Annotated in this window: 19 protein-coding genes; 8 read left to right on the forward strand and 11 right to left on the reverse strand. The window is 66.9% G+C overall.

Annotation, left to right across the window (positions count from 1 at the left end; genetic code table 11):
- Nucleotides 1–18: 18 nt before the first annotated feature.
- Nucleotides 19–1017, reverse strand: coding sequence for a glycosyltransferase family 2 protein (locus IE122_RS01365; RefSeq protein ID WP_189619290.1), 999 nt, complete (start codon nucleotides 1015–1017; stop codon nucleotides 19–21).
- Nucleotides 1018–1274: 257 nt separating this feature from the next.
- Between IE122_RS01365 and IE122_RS01370 the strand changes: the two genes are divergently transcribed.
- Nucleotides 1275–2126, forward strand: a complete 852-nt coding sequence (locus IE122_RS01370; protein WP_189619291.1) for an NTP transferase domain-containing protein — start codon at nucleotides 1275–1277, stop codon at nucleotides 2124–2126.
- 21 nt (nucleotides 2127–2147) lie between these two features.
- Here the strand turns inward: IE122_RS01370 and galE are convergent, their stop codons facing one another.
- Entirely contained in the window at nucleotides 2148–3152 is a 1005-nt protein-coding gene (gene galE / locus IE122_RS01375; RefSeq protein WP_189619292.1) for a UDP-glucose 4-epimerase GalE, read from the reverse strand.
- Nucleotides 3153–3283: 131 nt separating this feature from the next.
- Between galE and IE122_RS01380 the strand changes: the two genes are divergently transcribed.
- The gene (locus tag IE122_RS01380) at nucleotides 3284–3907 is read left to right on the forward strand and encodes a (d)CMP kinase (protein ID WP_189619723.1); all 624 of its coding nucleotides are present in this window, start codon (nucleotides 3284–3286) and stop codon (nucleotides 3905–3907) included.
- Nucleotides 3908–3911: 4 nt separating this feature from the next.
- Here the strand turns inward: IE122_RS01380 and IE122_RS01385 are convergent, their stop codons facing one another.
- The 5 genes from IE122_RS01385 to otsB all read right to left on the reverse strand — a co-directional run bounded on the left by IE122_RS01385 (nucleotide 3912) and on the right by otsB (nucleotide 9408).
- Nucleotides 3912–4925 (reverse strand): M48 family metalloprotease, encoded by a 1014-nt coding sequence (locus IE122_RS01385; protein ID WP_189619293.1) that lies wholly within the window; start codon nucleotides 4923–4925, stop codon nucleotides 3912–3914.
- On the reverse strand, nucleotides 4861–5115 hold the full coding sequence (locus IE122_RS01390) for a hypothetical protein (RefSeq protein WP_189619294.1): 255 nt from the start codon (nucleotides 5113–5115) through the stop codon (nucleotides 4861–4863). Before IE122_RS01390 ends, IE122_RS01385 begins: the two co-directional genes overlap by 65 nt.
- Nucleotides 5116–5309: 194 nt before the next feature.
- Nucleotides 5310–6746 carry an alpha,alpha-trehalose-phosphate synthase (UDP-forming) gene (otsA, locus tag IE122_RS01395; protein ID WP_189619295.1) on the reverse strand — a complete coding sequence of 479 codons (1437 nt, stop codon included), beginning with the start codon at nucleotides 6744–6746 and terminating at the stop codon, nucleotides 5310–5312.
- 47 nt (nucleotides 6747–6793) lie between these two features.
- The gene (locus IE122_RS01400; RefSeq protein WP_189619296.1) at nucleotides 6794–8638 is read right to left on the reverse strand and encodes a glycoside hydrolase family 15 protein; all 1845 of its coding nucleotides are present in this window, start codon (nucleotides 8636–8638) and stop codon (nucleotides 6794–6796) included.
- Nucleotides 8635–9408, reverse strand: a complete 774-nt coding sequence (gene otsB / locus IE122_RS01405; protein WP_229813622.1) for a trehalose-phosphatase — start codon at nucleotides 9406–9408, stop codon at nucleotides 8635–8637. The genes IE122_RS01400 and otsB overlap by 4 nt, the downstream gene beginning before the upstream one ends.
- Before the next feature lie 222 nt (nucleotides 9409–9630).
- Between otsB and IE122_RS01410 the strand changes: the two genes are divergently transcribed.
- The 5 genes from IE122_RS01410 (at nucleotide 9631) to IE122_RS01430 (ending at nucleotide 12455) form a co-directional block, all read left to right on the forward strand.
- On the forward strand, nucleotides 9631–10188 hold the full coding sequence (locus IE122_RS01410) for a hypothetical protein (RefSeq protein WP_189619298.1): 558 nt from the start codon (nucleotides 9631–9633) through the stop codon (nucleotides 10186–10188).
- 83 nt (nucleotides 10189–10271) lie between these two features.
- Nucleotides 10272–10730: a Dps family protein gene (locus IE122_RS01415; protein WP_189619299.1), complete on the forward strand. Its 459-nt coding sequence runs from the start codon at nucleotides 10272–10274 to the stop codon at nucleotides 10728–10730.
- Nucleotides 10731–10751: 21 nt separating this feature from the next.
- Nucleotides 10752–11369 carry a 6-phosphogluconolactonase gene (locus IE122_RS01420; RefSeq protein ID WP_189619300.1) on the forward strand — a complete coding sequence of 206 codons (618 nt, stop codon included), beginning with the start codon at nucleotides 10752–10754 and terminating at the stop codon, nucleotides 11367–11369.
- Between the two features lie 17 nt (nucleotides 11370–11386).
- A complete protein-coding gene (locus IE122_RS01425) occupies nucleotides 11387–11836 on the forward strand; it encodes an NUDIX domain-containing protein (protein ID WP_229813623.1) in 450 nt (149 codons plus the stop codon).
- An 85-nt stretch (nucleotides 11837–11921) separates the two neighbouring features.
- A complete protein-coding gene (locus tag IE122_RS01430; RefSeq protein WP_189619301.1) occupies nucleotides 11922–12455 on the forward strand; it encodes a DUF2478 domain-containing protein in 534 nt (177 codons plus the stop codon).
- A gap of 4 nt (nucleotides 12456–12459) precedes the next feature.
- On the opposite strand, the gene IE122_RS01435 is transcribed toward IE122_RS01430, so the two are convergent.
- The 4 genes from IE122_RS01435 to IE122_RS01450 all read right to left on the reverse strand — a co-directional run bounded on the left by IE122_RS01435 (nucleotide 12460) and on the right by IE122_RS01450 (nucleotide 15690).
- The gene (locus IE122_RS01435; RefSeq protein ID WP_189619302.1) at nucleotides 12460–12732 is read right to left on the reverse strand and encodes a cytochrome C oxidase subunit IV family protein; all 273 of its coding nucleotides are present in this window, start codon (nucleotides 12730–12732) and stop codon (nucleotides 12460–12462) included.
- Nucleotides 12729–13256 (reverse strand): cytochrome c oxidase subunit 3, encoded by a 528-nt coding sequence (locus tag IE122_RS01440; protein ID WP_189619303.1) that lies wholly within the window; start codon nucleotides 13254–13256, stop codon nucleotides 12729–12731. The genes IE122_RS01435 and IE122_RS01440 overlap by 4 nt, the downstream gene beginning before the upstream one ends.
- Before the next feature lie 67 nt (nucleotides 13257–13323).
- Nucleotides 13324–14052 (reverse strand): hypothetical protein, encoded by a 729-nt coding sequence (locus tag IE122_RS01445; protein ID WP_189619304.1) that lies wholly within the window; start codon nucleotides 14050–14052, stop codon nucleotides 13324–13326.
- 408 nt (nucleotides 14053–14460) lie between these two features.
- Nucleotides 14461–15690, reverse strand: coding sequence for an acyl-CoA dehydrogenase family protein (locus IE122_RS01450; protein ID WP_189619305.1), 1230 nt, complete (start codon nucleotides 15688–15690; stop codon nucleotides 14461–14463).
- A 52-nt stretch (nucleotides 15691–15742) separates the two neighbouring features.
- Here IE122_RS01450 and IE122_RS01455 point away from each other — a divergent pair, with 52 nt between their 5' ends.
- Entirely contained in the window at nucleotides 15743–16726 is a 984-nt protein-coding gene (locus IE122_RS01455) for a LysR family transcriptional regulator (protein WP_189619306.1), read from the forward strand.
- Nucleotides 16727–16910: the final 184 nt, after the last annotated feature.

A 16910-nucleotide genomic window follows, 5' to 3' on the forward strand; every position in this document is an offset into this window, starting at 1 on the left:
GCGCCGGCTATCCGGTGCTCAGTCCCGCGCTGCCGCGGCGGCGGGCGGGGGCGGAGGCGTGCCCCCGCAGACTTCGCGCACGATGAACAGCGGGCGGCGCTTGTTCTCCAGATAGAGGCGGCCGATGTAATCGCCGAACACGCCCAGGATCAGCAGTTGCACGCTGCCCATGATCAGCACCACCGCCACCGTGCTGGTCCAGCCGGCCACGGTGCCATGCGCGAAATAGACGCTGATCGCCCAGATCAGCAGGACCATGCCGAACACCCCCATCACCATGCCCAGGAGCGATGCCAGCCGCAGCGGCAGCGTGGAAAAGCTGGTGATCGCATCCAGGCCAAGGCGGATCATCTTGTGCAGCGGATAGCCGGTTTCCCCGGCAAACCGGGCATCGCGCTCGTAAGGGACGGCCACTTGCGCAAAGCCGATCCAGCTCACCATGCCGCGGATGAAGCGGAAGCGTTCGGGCATCGCGTTAAGCTGGTCGACAACGCGGCGGGTCATCAGCCGGAAGTCGCCGGTATCAAGCGGGATCTCGTGATCGGCCAGCTTGCCCAGCAGCTTGTAGAACAGGCTGGCGGTGCCGCGCTTGAACACGCTTTCGCCCTTGCGGGCGATGCGCTGGCCATAGGCGACGTCATAGCCTTCCTCGATCCGGTCGACCATCGCGCCCAGCACTTCGGGCGGGTCCTGCAAGTCGGCATCGATAATCAGCACCAGCTCGCCGCGCGCCATCTGCAGCCCGGCGGTGACGGCGAGCTGGTGGCCGTGATTGCGCGACAGATCGACGCCGACGATACGCGGATTGGCGGCGGCGAGGCGGCGGATGCCCTCCCACGTCGCATCCTTCGATCCGTCGTTGACCATGACGATCTCGTAATCGCCGCCGAAGCGGGCGGCGCAGGCGGCGTTCAGCCGCCGGTCGAGCGCATCGAGCCCCAGCGCTTCGTTATAGCAGGGGACGACCACCGAGAGCTTCGGCGGCGCGTCTGCAGGCGGTGTGGCGTCAGTCCCCATGGCACGGACGCTCTACCGCAGCCGGACGCGCCGCTCCAGTCCCCCAGCGCCGCGATCCGCGATTTCCCACTGCGGTATTTACCCTGATATGGGGCGCGACCGGCGATCGCCCGATCGAACGCGATGGGCGCAAAGTTTCCATATCGGGCGCGTTTCACGCACCTGTCACACGCGCCCCGCATAGCTGCCCTTGCCATGATCGTGCGATTTGCCCGCCCTGCCGATAGACCCGTGCCGCCGCTGCGGGCGCGCGGGTGGTGAGCGGGGAGCAGGACGCGGTGGCCGGGCTGCGGCTCGTCATCCTTGCCGGCAACGGCGGCAAGGCGCAGGGGCGGCTGGCCCAGCGGTTCGCGGTCAGCCATGCCTGCCTGGCCCCGCTGGCCGGTCGTTCGCTGATCGGGCATGTCCTGCACGTCGCGGCATCGCACCCGCGCGTCGTCAGCCTTGCGGTATCGATCGAGCGCGCGGCGTTCGAGGCGATCTATGACGAACTGACCCACCTGCCGGGGCGTGGCACCGTGCAACTGGTCGAAGCGCGCGATAACCTTGCCGATAGCGTGCGCGATGCGGTGCGCGGCTGGAACGGGCCGGTGATCGTCACCACCGCCGATACGCCGCTGCTGACCGCCGCGTCGATCGATGCGGTGGCACAGGCGCTGACCACCGCCGATGCGGTGGCCGCGCTGGTCCGGCGCAAGGCGGTGGACGCGGTGCACCCGCGCGCATCCGGGCCCGGTCACATCCTGGCCGATGGGGCGTTCGTTCCGTGCAATCTCTATGGCCTGACGGGACCGGCGGGGCTGCGTGCTGTAGACCTGTTCCGGCGCGGCCCGCTCGGCCGCAGCGCGCTTGCCCGGGTGCGGGCGCTGGGCCTGCTCAACCTCGTCCTGGCGCGCGCCGGGCTGCTCGATGTGCAGGCGCTGACCGACCGGCTGGCCGCGCGATTGGGCGCGCGGCTGCGCGCGGTGATCCTGGACGACGGGACACAGGCCATCGATGTCCATGACGATCGTTCTTATGCCATCGCCGGAGACTGCCTGGCGGCCCGCAGTGCAGCGCCGGTGATCGCTATCTCAGTCGCGGTCCCTCTGCGTAGGGCCGTCGGCTAAACGCGGCCCCGACGGCGCGCTTCAGCTCCCGCGCAGTTCCGTCAGCCGCCGTTCCCACGCCAGTGCGTGGCTGACGATGGTGGGCAGATCGGCGTGCTTGGGCACCCACGGCAGGGTGGTTTTGATCCGCTGGTTGTCCGAGATCAGCGAATCCGGATCGCCGGCGCGACGCCCTTCCAGGCGGCGGTCGATGGTCTGGTTCGTCACCCGGTCCACCGCGTCGAGCACTTCGAGCACCGAAAACCCGCGCCCGTAGCCGCAGTTCATCGTCAGCGAGCGGGCGGGATCGGCGATCAGCGCTTCGAGCGCCAGAACATGGGCATCGGCCAGATCGGAGACGTGGATGTAATCACGCACGCCGGTGCCGTCGGGCGTGTCGAAATCGGTGCCGAACACCGCAACGTGATCGCGCTTGCCCAGCGCTGCCTCGACCGCGACCTTGATGAGGTGGGTGGCCCCGGCCGTCGACTGGCCGGTGCGCGCCTGCGGATCGGCCCCGGCCACGTTGAAGTAGCGCAGCGCGCAGAAGTTGAGCGGGTGCGCGGCGCTGACATCGCGCAGCATGATCTCGGTCATCAGCTTGGACATGCCGTAGGGGTTGATCGGCCGTTGCGGGCAGTCCTCTGCCACCGGCGAAACCTCGGGCACGCCATAAGTCGCGGCGGTGGAACTGAAGATGAAGTGGCGCACCCCGGCCTTGACCGCCGCGTCGATCAGCGCGCGGCTCTTGGCGGTGTTGTTGTGATAGTACTTCAGCGGGTTCTCGACCGATTCCGGCACGATGATCGACCCGGCGAAATGCATGACCGCGCCGGTGCCCTGTTCGGCGAAAATCCGGGCGAGCAGCGCGCCATCCTCGATATCGCCTTCGTAAAGCGGCACGTCGTCCGGCACGGCAAAGCGGAAGCCGGTCGTCAGGTTGTCGATCACCGCCACCGGCCAGCCGGCGTCCCTAAGCGCCAGCACCGCATGGCTGCCGATATAGCCGGCACCGCCGGTGACGAGGACAGAGGGCTTCGAGGTCATGTGCGCGCGTCTCATTTCGTTGGATTGCGAGGCGTGGGGCCGGGATATGGCCCTTGCTGCATTGCGTCAATCGCGCAACCGTGCAATCGGCCTTGCTGCTGGTAACCGGCCGGCGGACTGAAGGGGTGGCGATGATCATAGCTGTCGATGGGCCTACTGCCTCGGGCAAGGGCACGATCGCACGGGGGTTGGCTGCGCGCTATGGAGTGCCGCACCTCGATACCGGGCTGCTCTATCGCGCGGTCGGGTTCGCCTGCGCCGCGCGCGGGCTCGATCCGGACGATCCGGCGCAAGCGGTGCAGGCCTGCGACTTCGCCGACAGCCTGCTGGCCGATCCCGAACTGCGCTCTGAAGCCAGCGGCGGGCTGGCCAGCCGGGTTTCGATCCATCCCGGCGTGCGGCGTGCGCTGTTCGATCGCCAGCGCGCCTTTGCCGGCCAGCCCGGCGGTGCGGTGCTGGACGGGCGCGATATCGGCACGGTGATCGCGCCGGAGGCCGATGTGAAGCTGTTCGTGATCGCCTCGGTCGATGCCCGCGCGGCGCGGCGGCACCGCGAGATGCTGGGGCAGGGGCGGCAAGCGGCGCTGGCGGATATCGCCGCCGATCTCGCCGCGCGCGATGCCCGCGATACCGGGCGCAAGGACGCGCCGCTGGTGGCGGCGGCCGATGCGGTGGTGCTCGATACCTCGGCGCTGGGCCCGGACGAGGCGATTGCCGCTGCCGTCGCCATCGTCGAGGCGAAGCGGGCGGGTTGATCGGTCAGGTCTGCGGCCCTTTCGCCAGCCCCCGGGAGGGCGGGCAGGGGCCGGTGAGCGACCGCGCCTGCATGTTGGCGATGCGGGCCTTCCATCCCCGGTGCTCGGGGACCGCCAGAAAGCCGAACACGTCGGTCTTGCGGAACCGCCGCCAGATATCGAGCCCGCGCTCGACATCATAGCCGGCGCAGCGGGCCAGCGCGGCCCCCAGCACATCGGCCCGGTCTTCCATGGCGCGCCGCCGGTTCAGCCCGCCGGCGTCGCCATCGGCGTTGACCACGTGGGCCAGTTCGTGCCCGGCAACCACCGCGATCTCGTCATCGCTGCGGGCAAAGTCGATCAGGCGGCTGCCGAGGGCGACGTTGATGCCGTCGCTGAACCCGTTCATCCCCGCCTCCGGCTTGACGAGGAACCGCGCCGCGCAGGACTGCACCGGATCGATCGTGACCGGTACCTGCGCCCCATCGCGCTCCAGCACCAGCGCGATCCGGCGGCCTTGCGGCGTCGCCGCCAGCCGGTCCTCGATCTGGTCGGCCAGCAGGGCGGGCTGGGGCGAGGCTGCGGCCATGGCCGCGCTGGTGACGCCGTCTATCGCCAGGATCGCATCGCCCGCGCGCACGCCGGCCGCCTGTGCCGGGCTGCCGGGGGCGACTGCCGCCACTTGCGGCGCGCCGCCCATCGCCAGCTCGGCGGCAACGAGGGCGCGGCTCGCTTGCGGATAGGCCTCGATGTAGTCGACCGTGATGCCCGTGGCCGACGCCTGGCGCGGGCACAGCGGGCTTGCCGCAGCGTTGAGCCGATAGCCGACTTCGGTCAGCCGGACGATCTGCCCGCGCAGGGCCTTGGGCCAGGATAGCGGTGGTGCCTCACCGGAACTGGCGGGGGCGGGAATGAGGGAGATCGCAACGGCAGCGGCAAGCAGGGTGCCGGTGCGCGTCAGGGTGCGGACAGCTTTAGCCGCAGCCGAAATGATACAGGATCTCGCTGCTGAGCGGTTCCTTGAAGCGGAGCGAGACATGCTCGCGATCGCGGCGGACGGCGGTCGCCTCGATCGGGCCGACGGCTCCGATCCACAGGGCCACATCGCCTTCGATCGGGCTGGATGCCGCGACGGTGCGGAGTTCGCAACCGGCACCGGCAAGCTCGGAAATCCGAACCTGGGCCGAATCGCGATCCGCGACACAATCACCATAAAGAACCTTGGCCATGCCGTAACGTATGCCCGGTTTCCCGAGCCCTTTCTCTATTTTGTTAGGGCACTTGACCAAAATCGGCCAGCACCTCTGGTCATCCAGTCCCTTAGCCTTCTTAAAGGTCACTACGGCGGCACACCAGCGACACTTAGGTGACTTTTATCACCTAAGCCATTAATAATCGATTGCGGAGCTTTCCAGATGGCCCGTCAGGCGGCCCTTACAGAGGCGGAAGCGGCCTGTTCTTCGGCATTGCGCCCGCCATTATTGCCCTTGCCCTCCAACGCCGAGACGAAGGCGTTGCGCCAGTGGATGACGTCGAAATCGCGGACCGAGGCGAGTAGTTTGGCATGCCGGCGCTGTCGTTCGGCCAGCGGCATGTCGAGCGCGCGGCGGATCGCCTCGCTGACGTGTTCGACGGAGTGGGGATTGACCAGCAACGCATCGGTAAGCTGGAGAGCAGCACCCGCGAACTGCGACAGGATCAGCACGCCGGGGTCCTCGGGGTCCTGCGCCGCGACGAATTCCTTGGCGACAAGGTTCATGCCGTCGCGCAGCGGCGTCACCAGACCGATGTTGGCAGCGCGGTAGAAGCCCGCGAGTTGCGCGCGCGGATAGCCGCGGTTGACGTAGCGGATCGGCACGAAGGCCACATCGGCATGCGCGCCGTTGATATGGCCGGTCTTGCGTTCAAGGTCCTCGCGGATTTGCTGATAGCTGGCCACATCGCCCCGGCTCGGGGGGGCGATCTGGAGCAACACGACCGCCCCGGCTTCGGCCGGGTGATCGGTCAGGAAACGGCCGAAGCTCTGGAAGCGTTCGCCCAGCCCCTTGGAATAGTCCAGCCGATCGACCCCGATCAGCAGCTTGCGCCCGCGCACGCTCGACTTGAGGCGATCATGCGCCTCCTGGGCTTCCTCGCTGGCGGCGGCTTCGGTGAATTCGGCATGGTCGATCCCGATCGGGAACGCGCGGGCAACGACGCGGCGACCCTGATAGCTGATCGAATTGTCGAGGTTGACCTTCAGCCCCAGCTCCTTCTGTACATAGTGCAGGAAGCTTTCGAGCCATTCGGTGGTCTGGAAGCCGATCACGTCGTATTCGAGCATCGAGGTGACGAGCTTCTCGTGGAACGGCAGCGATACCAGCAGTCGGGTGGGCGGCCACGGTGTGTGCAGGAACAGGCCCATGCGGTTGTTCACGCCCTTCGCGCGCAGCATCGAACCCAGCGGCAGCAGGTGGTAATCGTGGACCCAGACCAGATCGTCCGGCTCTATCAGGGGATGGACACTATCGGCAAAGCGGCGGTTGACCCGTTCATACCCCTCGCCGAAATCGCGGTTGTATTCGGTCAGGTCGATGCGGAAATGGAACAGCGGCCACAGCGTGCGGTTGGCGTAGCCGTTATAGTATTCGTCAATGTCCTGCGGTTCCAGGTCGATCGTTGCGGTGGTCACGTCGTCGTTGCGCTGCATGTCGAGGTGGCCGGTGAACTCCTGCGTTTCCTGCCCCGACCAGCCGAACCAGATGCCGCGATGTTCCCGCAGCGCCGAATTGAGCGCGACCGCGAGCCCGCCCTGTGCCCCAGCCGCGCCCGCTGCCTTCGGCACGGAGACGCGGTTGGAAATCACGATCAGTCGGCTCATGCGATAATCCCCCGGGCAACTGCCGGCCAGCGCGCGGGAGGCCGCGCTCAGCGCCAGTCCCGCCACGACCGGGACAGTTGCCCGGCGCAGTTGATGATACCAACAAGCGAATAGGTCTGCGGAAAGTTCCCCCACAGCTCGCCGGTCTCGAAGTCCATGTCCTCGGAAAGCAGGCCGGAAGCGGTGCGATGTGTCAGCATCGCGGTGAACAGCGCCCGCGCCTCGTCGTCCTTGCCGCTGCGGTGCAGTGCCTCGATCAGCCAGAAAGTGCAGATGTTGAACGCGGTCTCGGGCAGGCCGAAATCGTCCTCGCTGTCATACCGCAGCATGTGTTCGCCGCGCCGCAAGCCCTTTTGGACCGCGTGCAGCGTGGCCTGGAAGCGGGGATCGTCAGGGGCCACGAACCGCAGTTCCACCATCTGCAGCAGGCTGGCGTCGAGCAGGCTGGTGTTGAAGGCGGCGGCAAAATGGCCCTTGGCACCGAAATCCTCGAACGCCGGTTCTTCAACCGCGTGCCACGCCTGCGTCTCGATCTCGGCCCGGATGGCCTGCGCGCGTTCGGCCCAGACCTGCCGGCGCTCTTCAAGCCCCAGGTGTTCGGCGGCATTGGCCAGCCGGTCGCACGCGGCCCAGCTCATCACCGCCGAATAGGTGTGCACCGCGGTGCGGGTGCGCAGTTCCCACAGGCCGGCATCGGGATCGGCATGGGTCTTCCATGCCATTTCGCCGACCTGCTCCAGGCTGGCGAAATCGTCCTTGTTCGCCATGCGCAGCAGCCGCTGGTCGCTGAACGCCTGGATCGAGGGGAGGACGATCTGGCCGTAGCAGTCGTTCTGGATCTGGTAATAGGCGGCATTGCCGATGCGCACCGGCCCCATCCCGCGATAACCGGGCAGGTTCGCCGCCTCCCACTCGATGATCTCGCGCGCGCCGCTGACCGCGTAAAGCGGCTGGATCGCCCCGCCTTCGGCATCGTCGACGATGTTGCGCAGGTAGCCCAGGTACTTTTCCAGCACGTCCAGCGCCCCCAGATGGTTGAGCGCCTGGACGGTGTAATAGGCATCGCGGATCCAGCAGTAGCGATAATCCCAGTTGCGCTGCGAATTGGGGGCTTCGGGGATCGAGGTGGTGAGCGCGGCGACGATCGCGCCGGTCTCCTCATGCTGGCACAGCTTGAGCGTGATCGCGGCGCGGATCACCGCGTCCTGCCATTCGAGCGGGGTGGCAAGGCCCCGCACCCAGTGCGCCCAGTAGCTGCGCGTCTGCTGGTGCATCCGGCCCAGTTCATGCTCGACATTGCCGTCGAACGCCTCATCCGGGCCGAGGAAGAAGTGCAGCGGCCGCTCAAGCCGGAACCAGCGCTCGTCCAGCACATAGCCCACCGGTGCGTCGGTCGTCAGCCGCAGGGTGTTGCGTTCGACCAGATAGCGGATGTGGTTGGAGCCGCGGGTAAACGGAGCCAGTTCCGCGCCGAACCCGCTCATCGGCGTCAGCACGCAGCGGATGCGCGGCGATCCCGACACCGGCCGCACGATCCGCGCGAAGGCCACCGGGCGGTACATGCGCCCGGCGCGTTCGAAGCGCGGGCAGAAATCGATAACGTCCACCGCGCCGCCGTCGCGGTCGGTCAGCCGGGTGACCAGCACCGGGGTGTTGCGGATATAGCCTTGGCTGACCGATACCTGATGCTCCAGCTCGAAGCGCCAGGTCCCGGCGTCCTGCCCGTCCGCTCCGCGCAGCAGAGCGCAGAACGTCGGATCGCCGTCCACGCGCGGGACGCAGCCCCAGACGAGCGCGCCGCTGGTGTCGATGAGGCCCGATACCTGGCAATTACCGATCGGCCACAGTTCCAGCGTGGTTTCCTGCCGCGCGGCGGGGGTTGAACCGGTCAAGTCAGCGCCTCCTTGAGCCAATGGTGGACGGCCGCCACGCCATAGAGCCGCCACTGCGCCGCCGTCTCGCGCGAGGGGCCGACCAGGACGCCGCCGCCGCCCAGCGTGCGCGCGGCGGCAAAGGCATGTTCGTCAGTCGTATCGTCGCCCAGGAACAGCGGGGTCGCGCCGGCAAACGGCGGCAGGTCCATGAATCGGGTCAGCGCGCTGCCCTTGTCGGCTCCCGGCGTGGTCAGTTCGATCACCATCTTGCCGTGCGTCAACCCCAGTCCTTCGTCATCGGCGATGCGGCGTGCCTCAGCCAGCAGGGCATCGCGCGCGGCGGGGTGGTGGCGGTAATGGATCGCGGCGCTGAACGGTTTGGCCTCCACCAGCAAGCCGCCATGGTCCTGCGCGATGCGGTTCAGGCGGGTGAGCACCCCGGCCGGCAAAAGCGGTGCCAGCGGTTGCGCCTCTGCCGCCCCGGCCGGGCGGAATTCACCGCCGTGCGATCCTGCCACGGCGATCGCCAGCGGCCCCAGCAGGCGTTCGAGCGATTCCAGCGATCGCCCGGTGACGATCGCCAGCCGGCCGTCCAGCCGCCGCGCCAGCCGTTCGACCAGCCCGATCAGGCCCGGCGCTACGCGGACGCCATCGGGATGATCGGCGATCTCCACCAGGGTGCCGTCGAAATCGAGGAACAGCGCAGTCTCCGAAGCGATGCACGAGAGTAGTGGCGGCTGTGGCAGCGCAGTGGCTGCCGTCGAAACACGATCGGTCGGGTCAGTCATCGTGTCCATTCTTCCACCTTCACCGCAACGGGGCCACCCTTCGCGGCCGGGAAGGCGCGTCGTCGCGCCGGGAAATGCCGCATTGCCGGGCCTAACCCGCCGGGCGGGGAAGGGTTCCGCGCCTTGTTCGCGCCCGCCACGCACTGGTGGACAGGTGGAGCGATATGGCGGATAGAGCGGGGCCGGGGCCCCGTGCCGGCCCGTTGGAGCTTTCCGACCGCGATGCCCGCACTCTATTTCACGTTCATTGCGGTCCTGCTGGCGGGGCTCGGCTCGCGCGATCAGATGACGATGGCGGCGCTTTCCGCACGGCGCGGGCGCGATCCGGGGCTGCTGCTGGTGGCCGTGCTGGCCGCCGTCCTCACCGCCGGATTCGCCGCTTATGCCGCGCAGGTGATACTGACCGAACTGCCTGCCCCGGCGCGGGCGATCTTCGCCGGGATCGCGCTGGGCATGGCGGGGCTCGAATCGCTGGTGCTTGTCCCCCGCCGCGATCTTGAAGAGCCGACGCATTCGCTGTTCGCGACCTTTCTGGTGCTGCTGATCCACCAGGTCACCGATGCCGCGCGGTTCATGATTTTCGGGGTGGCGGTGGGCACGAACGCGGTGGTGCCGGCGGGGATCGGCGGGGTGATCGGCGGGGTGGTGCTGGCCGCCGTCGCCTGGGGCTGGCCGCACCTGTTCGCCAGACCGGCACTGCGCGTGGCACGGCGGCTGGTGGGTGCGGTGCTGCTGATGGTGGCGATCGGCCTCGCGCTTTCGGAATTCGGCATTCTCTGATCGGAAAAACCGATAGAACCGAAGCTTAAACTTCGGGTTTTGTCGCGTATATTGATCTTCACGTCAGACGAGGGAACCGACCGATGACTTCCAAGGATAACGCCCAGGGCGCTTTGATCGACAGCCTGAACGGCCTGCTCGCCGATACGTTCGCGCTCTACATCAAGACCAAGAACTTCCACTGGCACGTCAAGGGCCCGCAGTTCCGCGATCTTCACCTGCTGTTCGACGAGCACGCGACCGAGATTTTCGCGCTGACCGATCTGGTGGCCGAACGGGTGCGCAAGCAGGGCGGCACCACGCTGACCAGCCCCGATGCGATCAGCGCCAAGACCCGCATCAAGCCCCAGGACGCGACCGGGCTCGATGCCATGGCGATGGTCAAGGAACTGCATGCCGACAATCTCGCCTATATCGAACGCCTGCGCGAAGTGAAGGAAGCGGCGGGCGAAGCGGGCGACAACGCCACGGACGGCATCGTCGATGACTGGACCGATCAGGCCGAACAGCGCGCGTGGTTCCTGCGCGAGATCATGGCCTGAAGCCGGAGCGCAGTTCGCCGCGTGCCCCCGGTCGACTTCATTGAACATGCCTCAGAGGCCGATATCGCCGCGTGGATTGCCGGGCGGTTGACGGCGGCGCTGGCGATCGCGCCCGACATCGCGATCACGGTGCCGGGCGGCTCCACCCCGTTTCCGATATTCGATCGGCTGGCGGCGATGGAACTGCCATGGTCGCGGGTGGAAGTGTGGCCGGGCGATGATCGGGTAGTGCCGGAAGACCACCCGGCCAGCAACGTCGGCAAGATCCGCGCCCGGCTGGAACCTGCGGGCGCGCGGGTGGTCGCGTTGACGCCGGACGCTCGCCCGCCGCACTTTGCATTGGCGTGGCTGGGCATGGGGCTGGACGGCCACATCGCCTCGCTGTTCCCCAACACCGATCCACGCGCTGACGATCCGCGCCCCGTCCGCCGGCTGACGCCTGATCCGCTGCCGCCCGAAGCGCCGTTCGATCGGCTGAGCATGACGATCCCGGCGCTGACTGATTGTGACGAGGCGCTGTTCGTCATGCGCGGGGCGGACAAGCGGGCGCTGTTCGCGGCCGCTGCTGCCGGGCAGAACGATCTGCCGGTGGCGCGGCTGCTGCGGGCGCTGCATCACAAGGTCACCTGCTTCTGCTGAAGTTCCTGCCCGCGCCCTTGCACCGGCTGCTTTACCGCGTCGCCGATTGGGCACGGCGACAAGTGTGGAAGGTCCGCCGGCCCAGCGTGGAGGGCGTGCGCGTGCTGGCATGTGACGATCAGGGGCGGGTGCTGCTCGTCCGCCATTCCTATCGTTCGGGCTTATGGCTGCCGCCGGGCGGCGGTCTCGGATCGGGCGAAGATCCGCTGGACGCGGCCCGCCGCGAACTGGCGGAAGAGACCGGCATCGTCCTGGCGCAGGCCCGGCTTGTGGCCGTTTCCACCGAAGACCTTCACGGGGCCAGCAACCGCGTCCACATCGTCGTCGGCGCAGCGCGCGGCATCCTGCGGGTGGACGGCCGCGAGATCGTGGAGGGTGCCTTTTTCGCGCTCGACGGGTTGCCGGAAGCTCTCCCCGCAGGCCTGGCCGCGGCGCTGCCCGCTTGGCTGGAAAGCGCCGCGCCATAGCGCTCCGGGCACTGCGTATCAAGCGCGCGGGCTTCGACCGCAAAGCACTGGACCGATCGCGGCGTTTGCGCTGAAAGGGCGGGCGATGCTTTCCGGTCAGCTTCCCCTCGCCGTCGTCAGCGGCGACGATCCGCGCGCGGTCCAGGGCTGTCTCGCGGCATTCGTCGCCGCGCAAGGTACCCGGTCGCGGATCGCCGGGGTGATCGAGATTTTCGATGATGCGGCGGCGGAGCCGCACAAGGCAGTGTCGCTGCGCTCGCTGACGCGGGGGGAGGATTTCACCCTGTTCGAGGCGCGCGGTTGCGCCGCATCCGGCTGCAACCTGCTCCCCGCCGCCGTTGTGCAGGCCGGGCTTACGGTGTGCGACGATATCGCCCAGGGCTGCGATCTGGTGGTGCTGAGCAAGTTCGGCAAGCTGGAGGCAGAGAGCGGCTCCGGGCTGGTGCCTGCGTTCGCCGCCGCGCTCGATGCCGGGTTGCCGGTGCTGACCTCGGTCTCGTCCCGCTACTGGCCGCAGTGGGAACGGTTCGCCGCGCCGCTGTTCATGAAAGTAGCGTGCGACGACGCGGCGATCGGGGGCTGGTGGGATAGCTGGGCGGCGGCCCGCGCCACCGGCTGAGCGTTCAGCCGGCGGTCGCCGATACCTGCCACAGCGCGATGACTGCGGCCGCCACCGCCCCGGTCCAGACATAGAGATAGCGGCGGATAGCCACAGGCGCGGTTGATACGTCCATGAAGCGGACGAGGATCACCGCGATCTTCACCGCCGCGATGATCATGATCGCCGCGATCGCCACCGTGCGCTGGCCCACCAGTTCGGCCGCCAGGAAGCTGACGGCGGAGATCACCAGCAGCAGCACCCAGGCATTGCGCGCGGCCAGCAGCTTTCCGGTCATCGCGCACCTATCAGATAGAGGATCGAGAAGATGAAGATCCACAGCAGATCGACCATGTGCCAGTACAGGCTGCCGCCTTCCAGCCACCGCAGGTAATGCGGCCTCGCCTCGGCATCGGGCAGGAACGGGCTGGGCCCTTGCGCAAGGATGCCCAGGATCACCATCCCGCCCAGATAGTGGACGAGGTGGATGCCGGTGAGGGCGTAATAGAACAGGAAGAACGCGTTGGTCTTGACCGTGATCCCGGCCGATACCTTCACGTAATATTCGAAGACCTTCACCACCGCGAAGATCGCGGCGATCGCCATCCCGATCCACAACTGCCGCCGTGCCGCGTCGAACTGCCCTTCGCGCCCGAACACGTTGGCCCGCGCCACGAACCAGCTTGAGGTGATCAGCACGCAGGCGTTGAAGAAGCCGAGCCCGGCGTTGAGATGATGGCTGGACTGATCGAACAGCGCCACCTGGCGCATGCGCTCGATCATGAACACCAGGAACAGCAGGCCGAAGCTGCTGCAGTCCATCAGGATGAAAATCCAGATCGCGGGGGCGCGTTGGTGCCGCGCCCCCGCGGTCGTTACCGGCCCGCCGTCATGTGCGTGCATGATTGGCCAGGTGTTCCAGTTGCAGGCGGGTGAGGGCCTTCAGGGTATAGACCGCGATGACGATCCACATCACGAAGAACAGCCCGAATTCGACGTAGTAGTTGACCAGACCGCTGCGCGAGAACGGCCCGTCATAGACCAGCGGCATGAAGGTTTCGAGCGCGAAGCTGACCACCACGAACATCGAGAACCACACGGCCCAGCCGGGATAGAGCGGCGTCTCGCGCTTGTCCTGCAGCACGCACACGCCCCAGGCGATGATCTGCAAGGTGGTGAGCGCATACGAGCAGTCGAACATCATCCAGCCGAAATCGAACATCATCTGGAGCGTCCTGGGGTCCATCACGTCGGGGCGATAGGCGACGGCCAGCCAGGCGGAGCAGGGGACGATGAACACCAGCGTGGTGAAGCCGGCACCCCAGATCTGGAGCGTCGACAGGATGTCGTTATCGCCGTTTTCCTTTTCGATCGCGCGCATGACCATGGCGATGGCGATGCCCCAGGTCAGCCACATGCCCGATATCGCGAGCTGGCCGATCATGCCGAGCCTGATCTGGCCCTGGTGCGCCCTGATCTGCGCGGCGAATTGATCCGCGCTGAGCGCAGGGGAATAGGGGGGGATGTTCTGGCCGAGAATGGCCCAGAACACGATCGTTCCGACCAGCATGATAATGCCGGTCCAGCCCAGAAACCTGCCGTAGCGATAAGGGTTCATGCCATGTCCTCTCCGTGGGGGCGCATCCCGTTCATTGTTGTGACGCCGTGAAATTGCCCGGTGTGCGGCTGGGGTTGCGGGTGGCCGAAGGGGTCCAACACAAACCGAGCGCTCGCACTGTTTGATGCCCCGGCTTGCGCGCGATGGCAACAGCCAGTTGCTTGCGGGCTGCAAGGGTTGGCAGCCGAGTATTGCGAATGACCGCCCGGGGAGAGGGTCCGGGCTTATCCCAAGTCTCGATATATTTTTGACTCTGGCCGCTCTCTCCCCTTCAGGGGAGAGATACGCAGGCTTGGCGGCTTGTCCGCCTAGCCGAAGTAGAGTGGGGGCGAAGCGGCGCGGCCCCCCTCTCCCAACCCTCTCCCCTGAAGGGGAGAGGGCTATGCGTTCGGATCACGAGCCTTGGTATCACAGCGGGCAGTTCGGCGGCAGGTTGAGGGTCACGCGGCCAAGGTTTTCGGCGGCGGTTTCCGTGTCCAGGAAGCCGTGGACGCGCAGCACGTTCATATCGCGCGAGAAGCGCTGGAGCGGGCTGGTGTTGCGGTATGCGCCGCCGCCCGCGCCCAGCATCAGATCGTCGATGCCGGTCTTCACGTAATCGCTGACCATGCCGATCCGGGCGCGGATTTCGGCGCGCCGGGCGATCGGGCGCAGGTCCTGCGGGTCGGCAGTGTCGAGCAGGTTCATGTAATCGCGCAGCAGCACTTCGGCCACCGATGCCCCGGCCAGGCCCTTGCCGATGCGGATCTGCGCGGTCTGCTTGTCCTGCACCTTGGACGAGGTGAAGGTGGTATAGCGTTCTTCGGTCAGCCGCTGGAACGCTTCGGCCGCGCCGCGATAGGCGCCGACCATCACCGGCATGGTTTCCCCGAACACGAACGGCAGCACCGGCAGGCCATAGATGCGGTTGGCGTGGAGCTGCGCGCCCGGCGTGGTCCCTTCCAGCAGATCGGAGACATCGACCACGCGGTGCATCGGCACGAACACGTCGGTCAGCCGGGCATCGCCGCTGGATGTGCCGCGCATCCCGGCCATGTCCCAGTTGTCGATCACCTCGACATCGGCGACCGGGACCATGAACGCCTTGGCCCCCTGCGGCTTGCCGTCCACCATGACGAGGCCGCTGTTGAGGAACCAGTCTGCCCGCGCGCTGCCCGAATTCCACTGGCTCAGGCCATTGGCGATGAACCCGCCGTCGACCGGGGTCAGCCGGAAGTTGGGGGCGATGGTGCCGGGCGTGAACGAGCAGGGGCCCTTGGCGAACGCCTCGTCCTGGAAGCCCTTGGGCCACAGCGCGTGCAGATAGTTGTGGCCGATGTAGAACGAGACGACCCAGGCGGTGGATACGCAGTGGCGGGCGAATTCGTACACCACCGATGCCATCGTCGAATAGTTCAGTTCATGGCCACCGTAGACCTTGGGGACGAGGATCTCGAACAACTGGGCATCCAGGCAGGCGTCGATCACGTCGCTGCTGACGTAGCGGTTGCGGTCGGTGTCGTAAGCGGCACTGGCGACCATCGGCGCGATATCGCGCGCGCGCCCGATCAGCGTTTCCGAAAGGTTCATGATCTCGTTCTCCCATCCCGCGCTGTCAGGCAGCGATGGACCCGGGTGTAGCGGCTTGAGTGCCATCATTGAATTCGATAAATAGTATGCAATGTATCATGAATGTTGATGAATTGACGACATGAGCGGACGGGACGGCGCGCGATCGTTGAGGGCGGTCAATCTCAACCTGCTGCCGATCCTGCGCGAGCTGATCCGGCACCGCAGCGTCACGCTGGCGGCCGAGCATCTCAACCTCACCCAGTCCGGGGTCAGCGAAGCCTTGCGCCGCCTGCGCGCGCAGTTCGATGACGAACTGCTGGTCAAGGCCGGGCGCAAGATGGTGCCGACCGCCGTCGCGCTGGCGCTGGCGCCCCGGCTGGAGGATATCCTCGGCGCGACCGAGGATCTGCTCAAACCCGCCCGCTTCGATCCCGCCGACAACGAGCGCGAGATCGTCATCGCCACCGGCGATACGGTGTCGCTGGCGCTGGCGCAGGGCCTGATCGACCGGCTGGCGCGCCACGCCCCGCGCACCACCGTCCACTTCGTGACGGTGGACGCGGTGACCCGATCAGACCTGGATGAGGGAAAGATCGATTTCCTCATCATCCCCCGGCGGATCGTGCCGAACACCGTGTTCGATGAAGAGGGCCTCGATCGCTTCACGGTCTACTGGGAGGACTGGGTCTGCATCGCCCGCAAGGACCACCCCCGGATCGACGGCGTGCTCACCCTCGAACTGCTCGACGAACTGCCGTCGATCGCCTGCCGGCTGGACAACCAGAGCTACCTGCACGGCGCGCTGCCGGGGCGGCGGGGGCCCGATCAGATCCAGGTCTCCCAGTTCACCCTGCTGCCGATGATGGTGGCCGGCTCGGACGCGGTGGCGATGGTGCAGCGCCACGTCGCCAACTGGTTCGCGGCCTTCCTGCCGATCGCGCTGCACGAACTGCCGATCCCGTTCCCCCAACTGGAGGTCTGCGCGTTCTGGTCCTCGTTCCACCGCAACGATCCCATCCACGCCTGGCTGCGGGCCGAACTGCAGGACATCGTGGCGCAAGGGCGCAGCGAATGGCTGCCGGGTGAGGGTGGTTTTATGCCGGACGGTTCGGGTGGGGGGTGAGGGTGGTGAGGGTACTGGGGCTTTGCGCTGCGGGCGGGTGGGTAATTTGAACGGACGTCTGCGCCCAACTCTTGCCGCTCAAAGCAAACAATTTCAACGCCCACTTATGCCGAAACCTGTCAATGAATGTGCTCAACCATTTGGCCCACTCACGCTGACTAAGCAGTCATTCCAATCACCAAGC

This window comes from Novosphingobium colocasiae (assembly GCF_014652555.1).
In the GTDB taxonomy this organism is placed as follows: Bacteria; Pseudomonadota; Alphaproteobacteria; order Sphingomonadales; family Sphingomonadaceae; genus Novosphingobium; species Novosphingobium colocasiae.

Excerpts from the sequence above, each read along its gene's own strand:
- IE122_RS01415 (WP_189619299.1), top strand. The coding sequence starts at position 10,272 with ATGACTTCCAAGGATAACGCCCAGGGCGCTTTGATCGACAGCCTGAAC.
- IE122_RS01435 (WP_189619302.1), bottom strand. The coding sequence starts at position 12,732 with ATGACCGGAAAGCTGCTGGCCGCGCGCAATGCCTGGGTGCTGCTGCTG.
- IE122_RS01390 (WP_189619294.1), bottom strand. The coding sequence starts at position 5,115 with ATGGCCAAGGTTCTTTATGGTGATTGTGTCGCGGATCGCGATTCGGCC.
- IE122_RS01440 (WP_189619303.1), bottom strand. The coding sequence starts at position 13,256 with ATGGACTGCAGCAGCTTCGGCCTGCTGTTCCTGGTGTTCATGATCGAG.
- IE122_RS01410 (WP_189619298.1), top strand. The coding sequence starts at position 9,631 with ATGCCCGCACTCTATTTCACGTTCATTGCGGTCCTGCTGGCGGGGCTC.
- galE (WP_189619292.1), bottom strand. The coding sequence starts at position 3,152 with ATGACCTCGAAGCCCTCTGTCCTCGTCACCGGCGGTGCCGGCTATATC.
- IE122_RS01385 (WP_189619293.1), bottom strand. The coding sequence starts at position 4,925 with ATGTCTCGCTCCGCTTCAAGGAACCGCTCAGCAGCGAGATCCTGTATC.
- IE122_RS01380 (WP_189619723.1), top strand. The coding sequence starts at position 3,284 with ATGATCATAGCTGTCGATGGGCCTACTGCCTCGGGCAAGGGCACGATC.
- IE122_RS01445 (WP_189619304.1), bottom strand. The coding sequence starts at position 14,052 with ATGAACCCTTATCGCTACGGCAGGTTTCTGGGCTGGACCGGCATTATC.
- otsA (WP_189619295.1), bottom strand. The coding sequence starts at position 6,746 with ATGAGCCGACTGATCGTGATTTCCAACCGCGTCTCCGTGCCGAAGGCA.
- IE122_RS01430 (WP_189619301.1), top strand. The coding sequence starts at position 11,922 with ATGCTTTCCGGTCAGCTTCCCCTCGCCGTCGTCAGCGGCGACGATCCG.
- otsB (WP_229813622.1), bottom strand. The coding sequence starts at position 9,408 with ATGACTGACCCGACCGATCGTGTTTCGACGGCAGCCACTGCGCTGCCA.
- IE122_RS01365 (WP_189619290.1), bottom strand. The coding sequence starts at position 1,017 with ATGGGGACTGACGCCACACCGCCTGCAGACGCGCCGCCGAAGCTCTCG.
- IE122_RS01450 (WP_189619305.1), bottom strand. The coding sequence starts at position 15,690 with ATGATGGCACTCAAGCCGCTACACCCGGGTCCATCGCTGCCTGACAGC.
- IE122_RS01455 (WP_189619306.1), top strand. The coding sequence starts at position 15,743 with ATGAGCGGACGGGACGGCGCGCGATCGTTGAGGGCGGTCAATCTCAAC.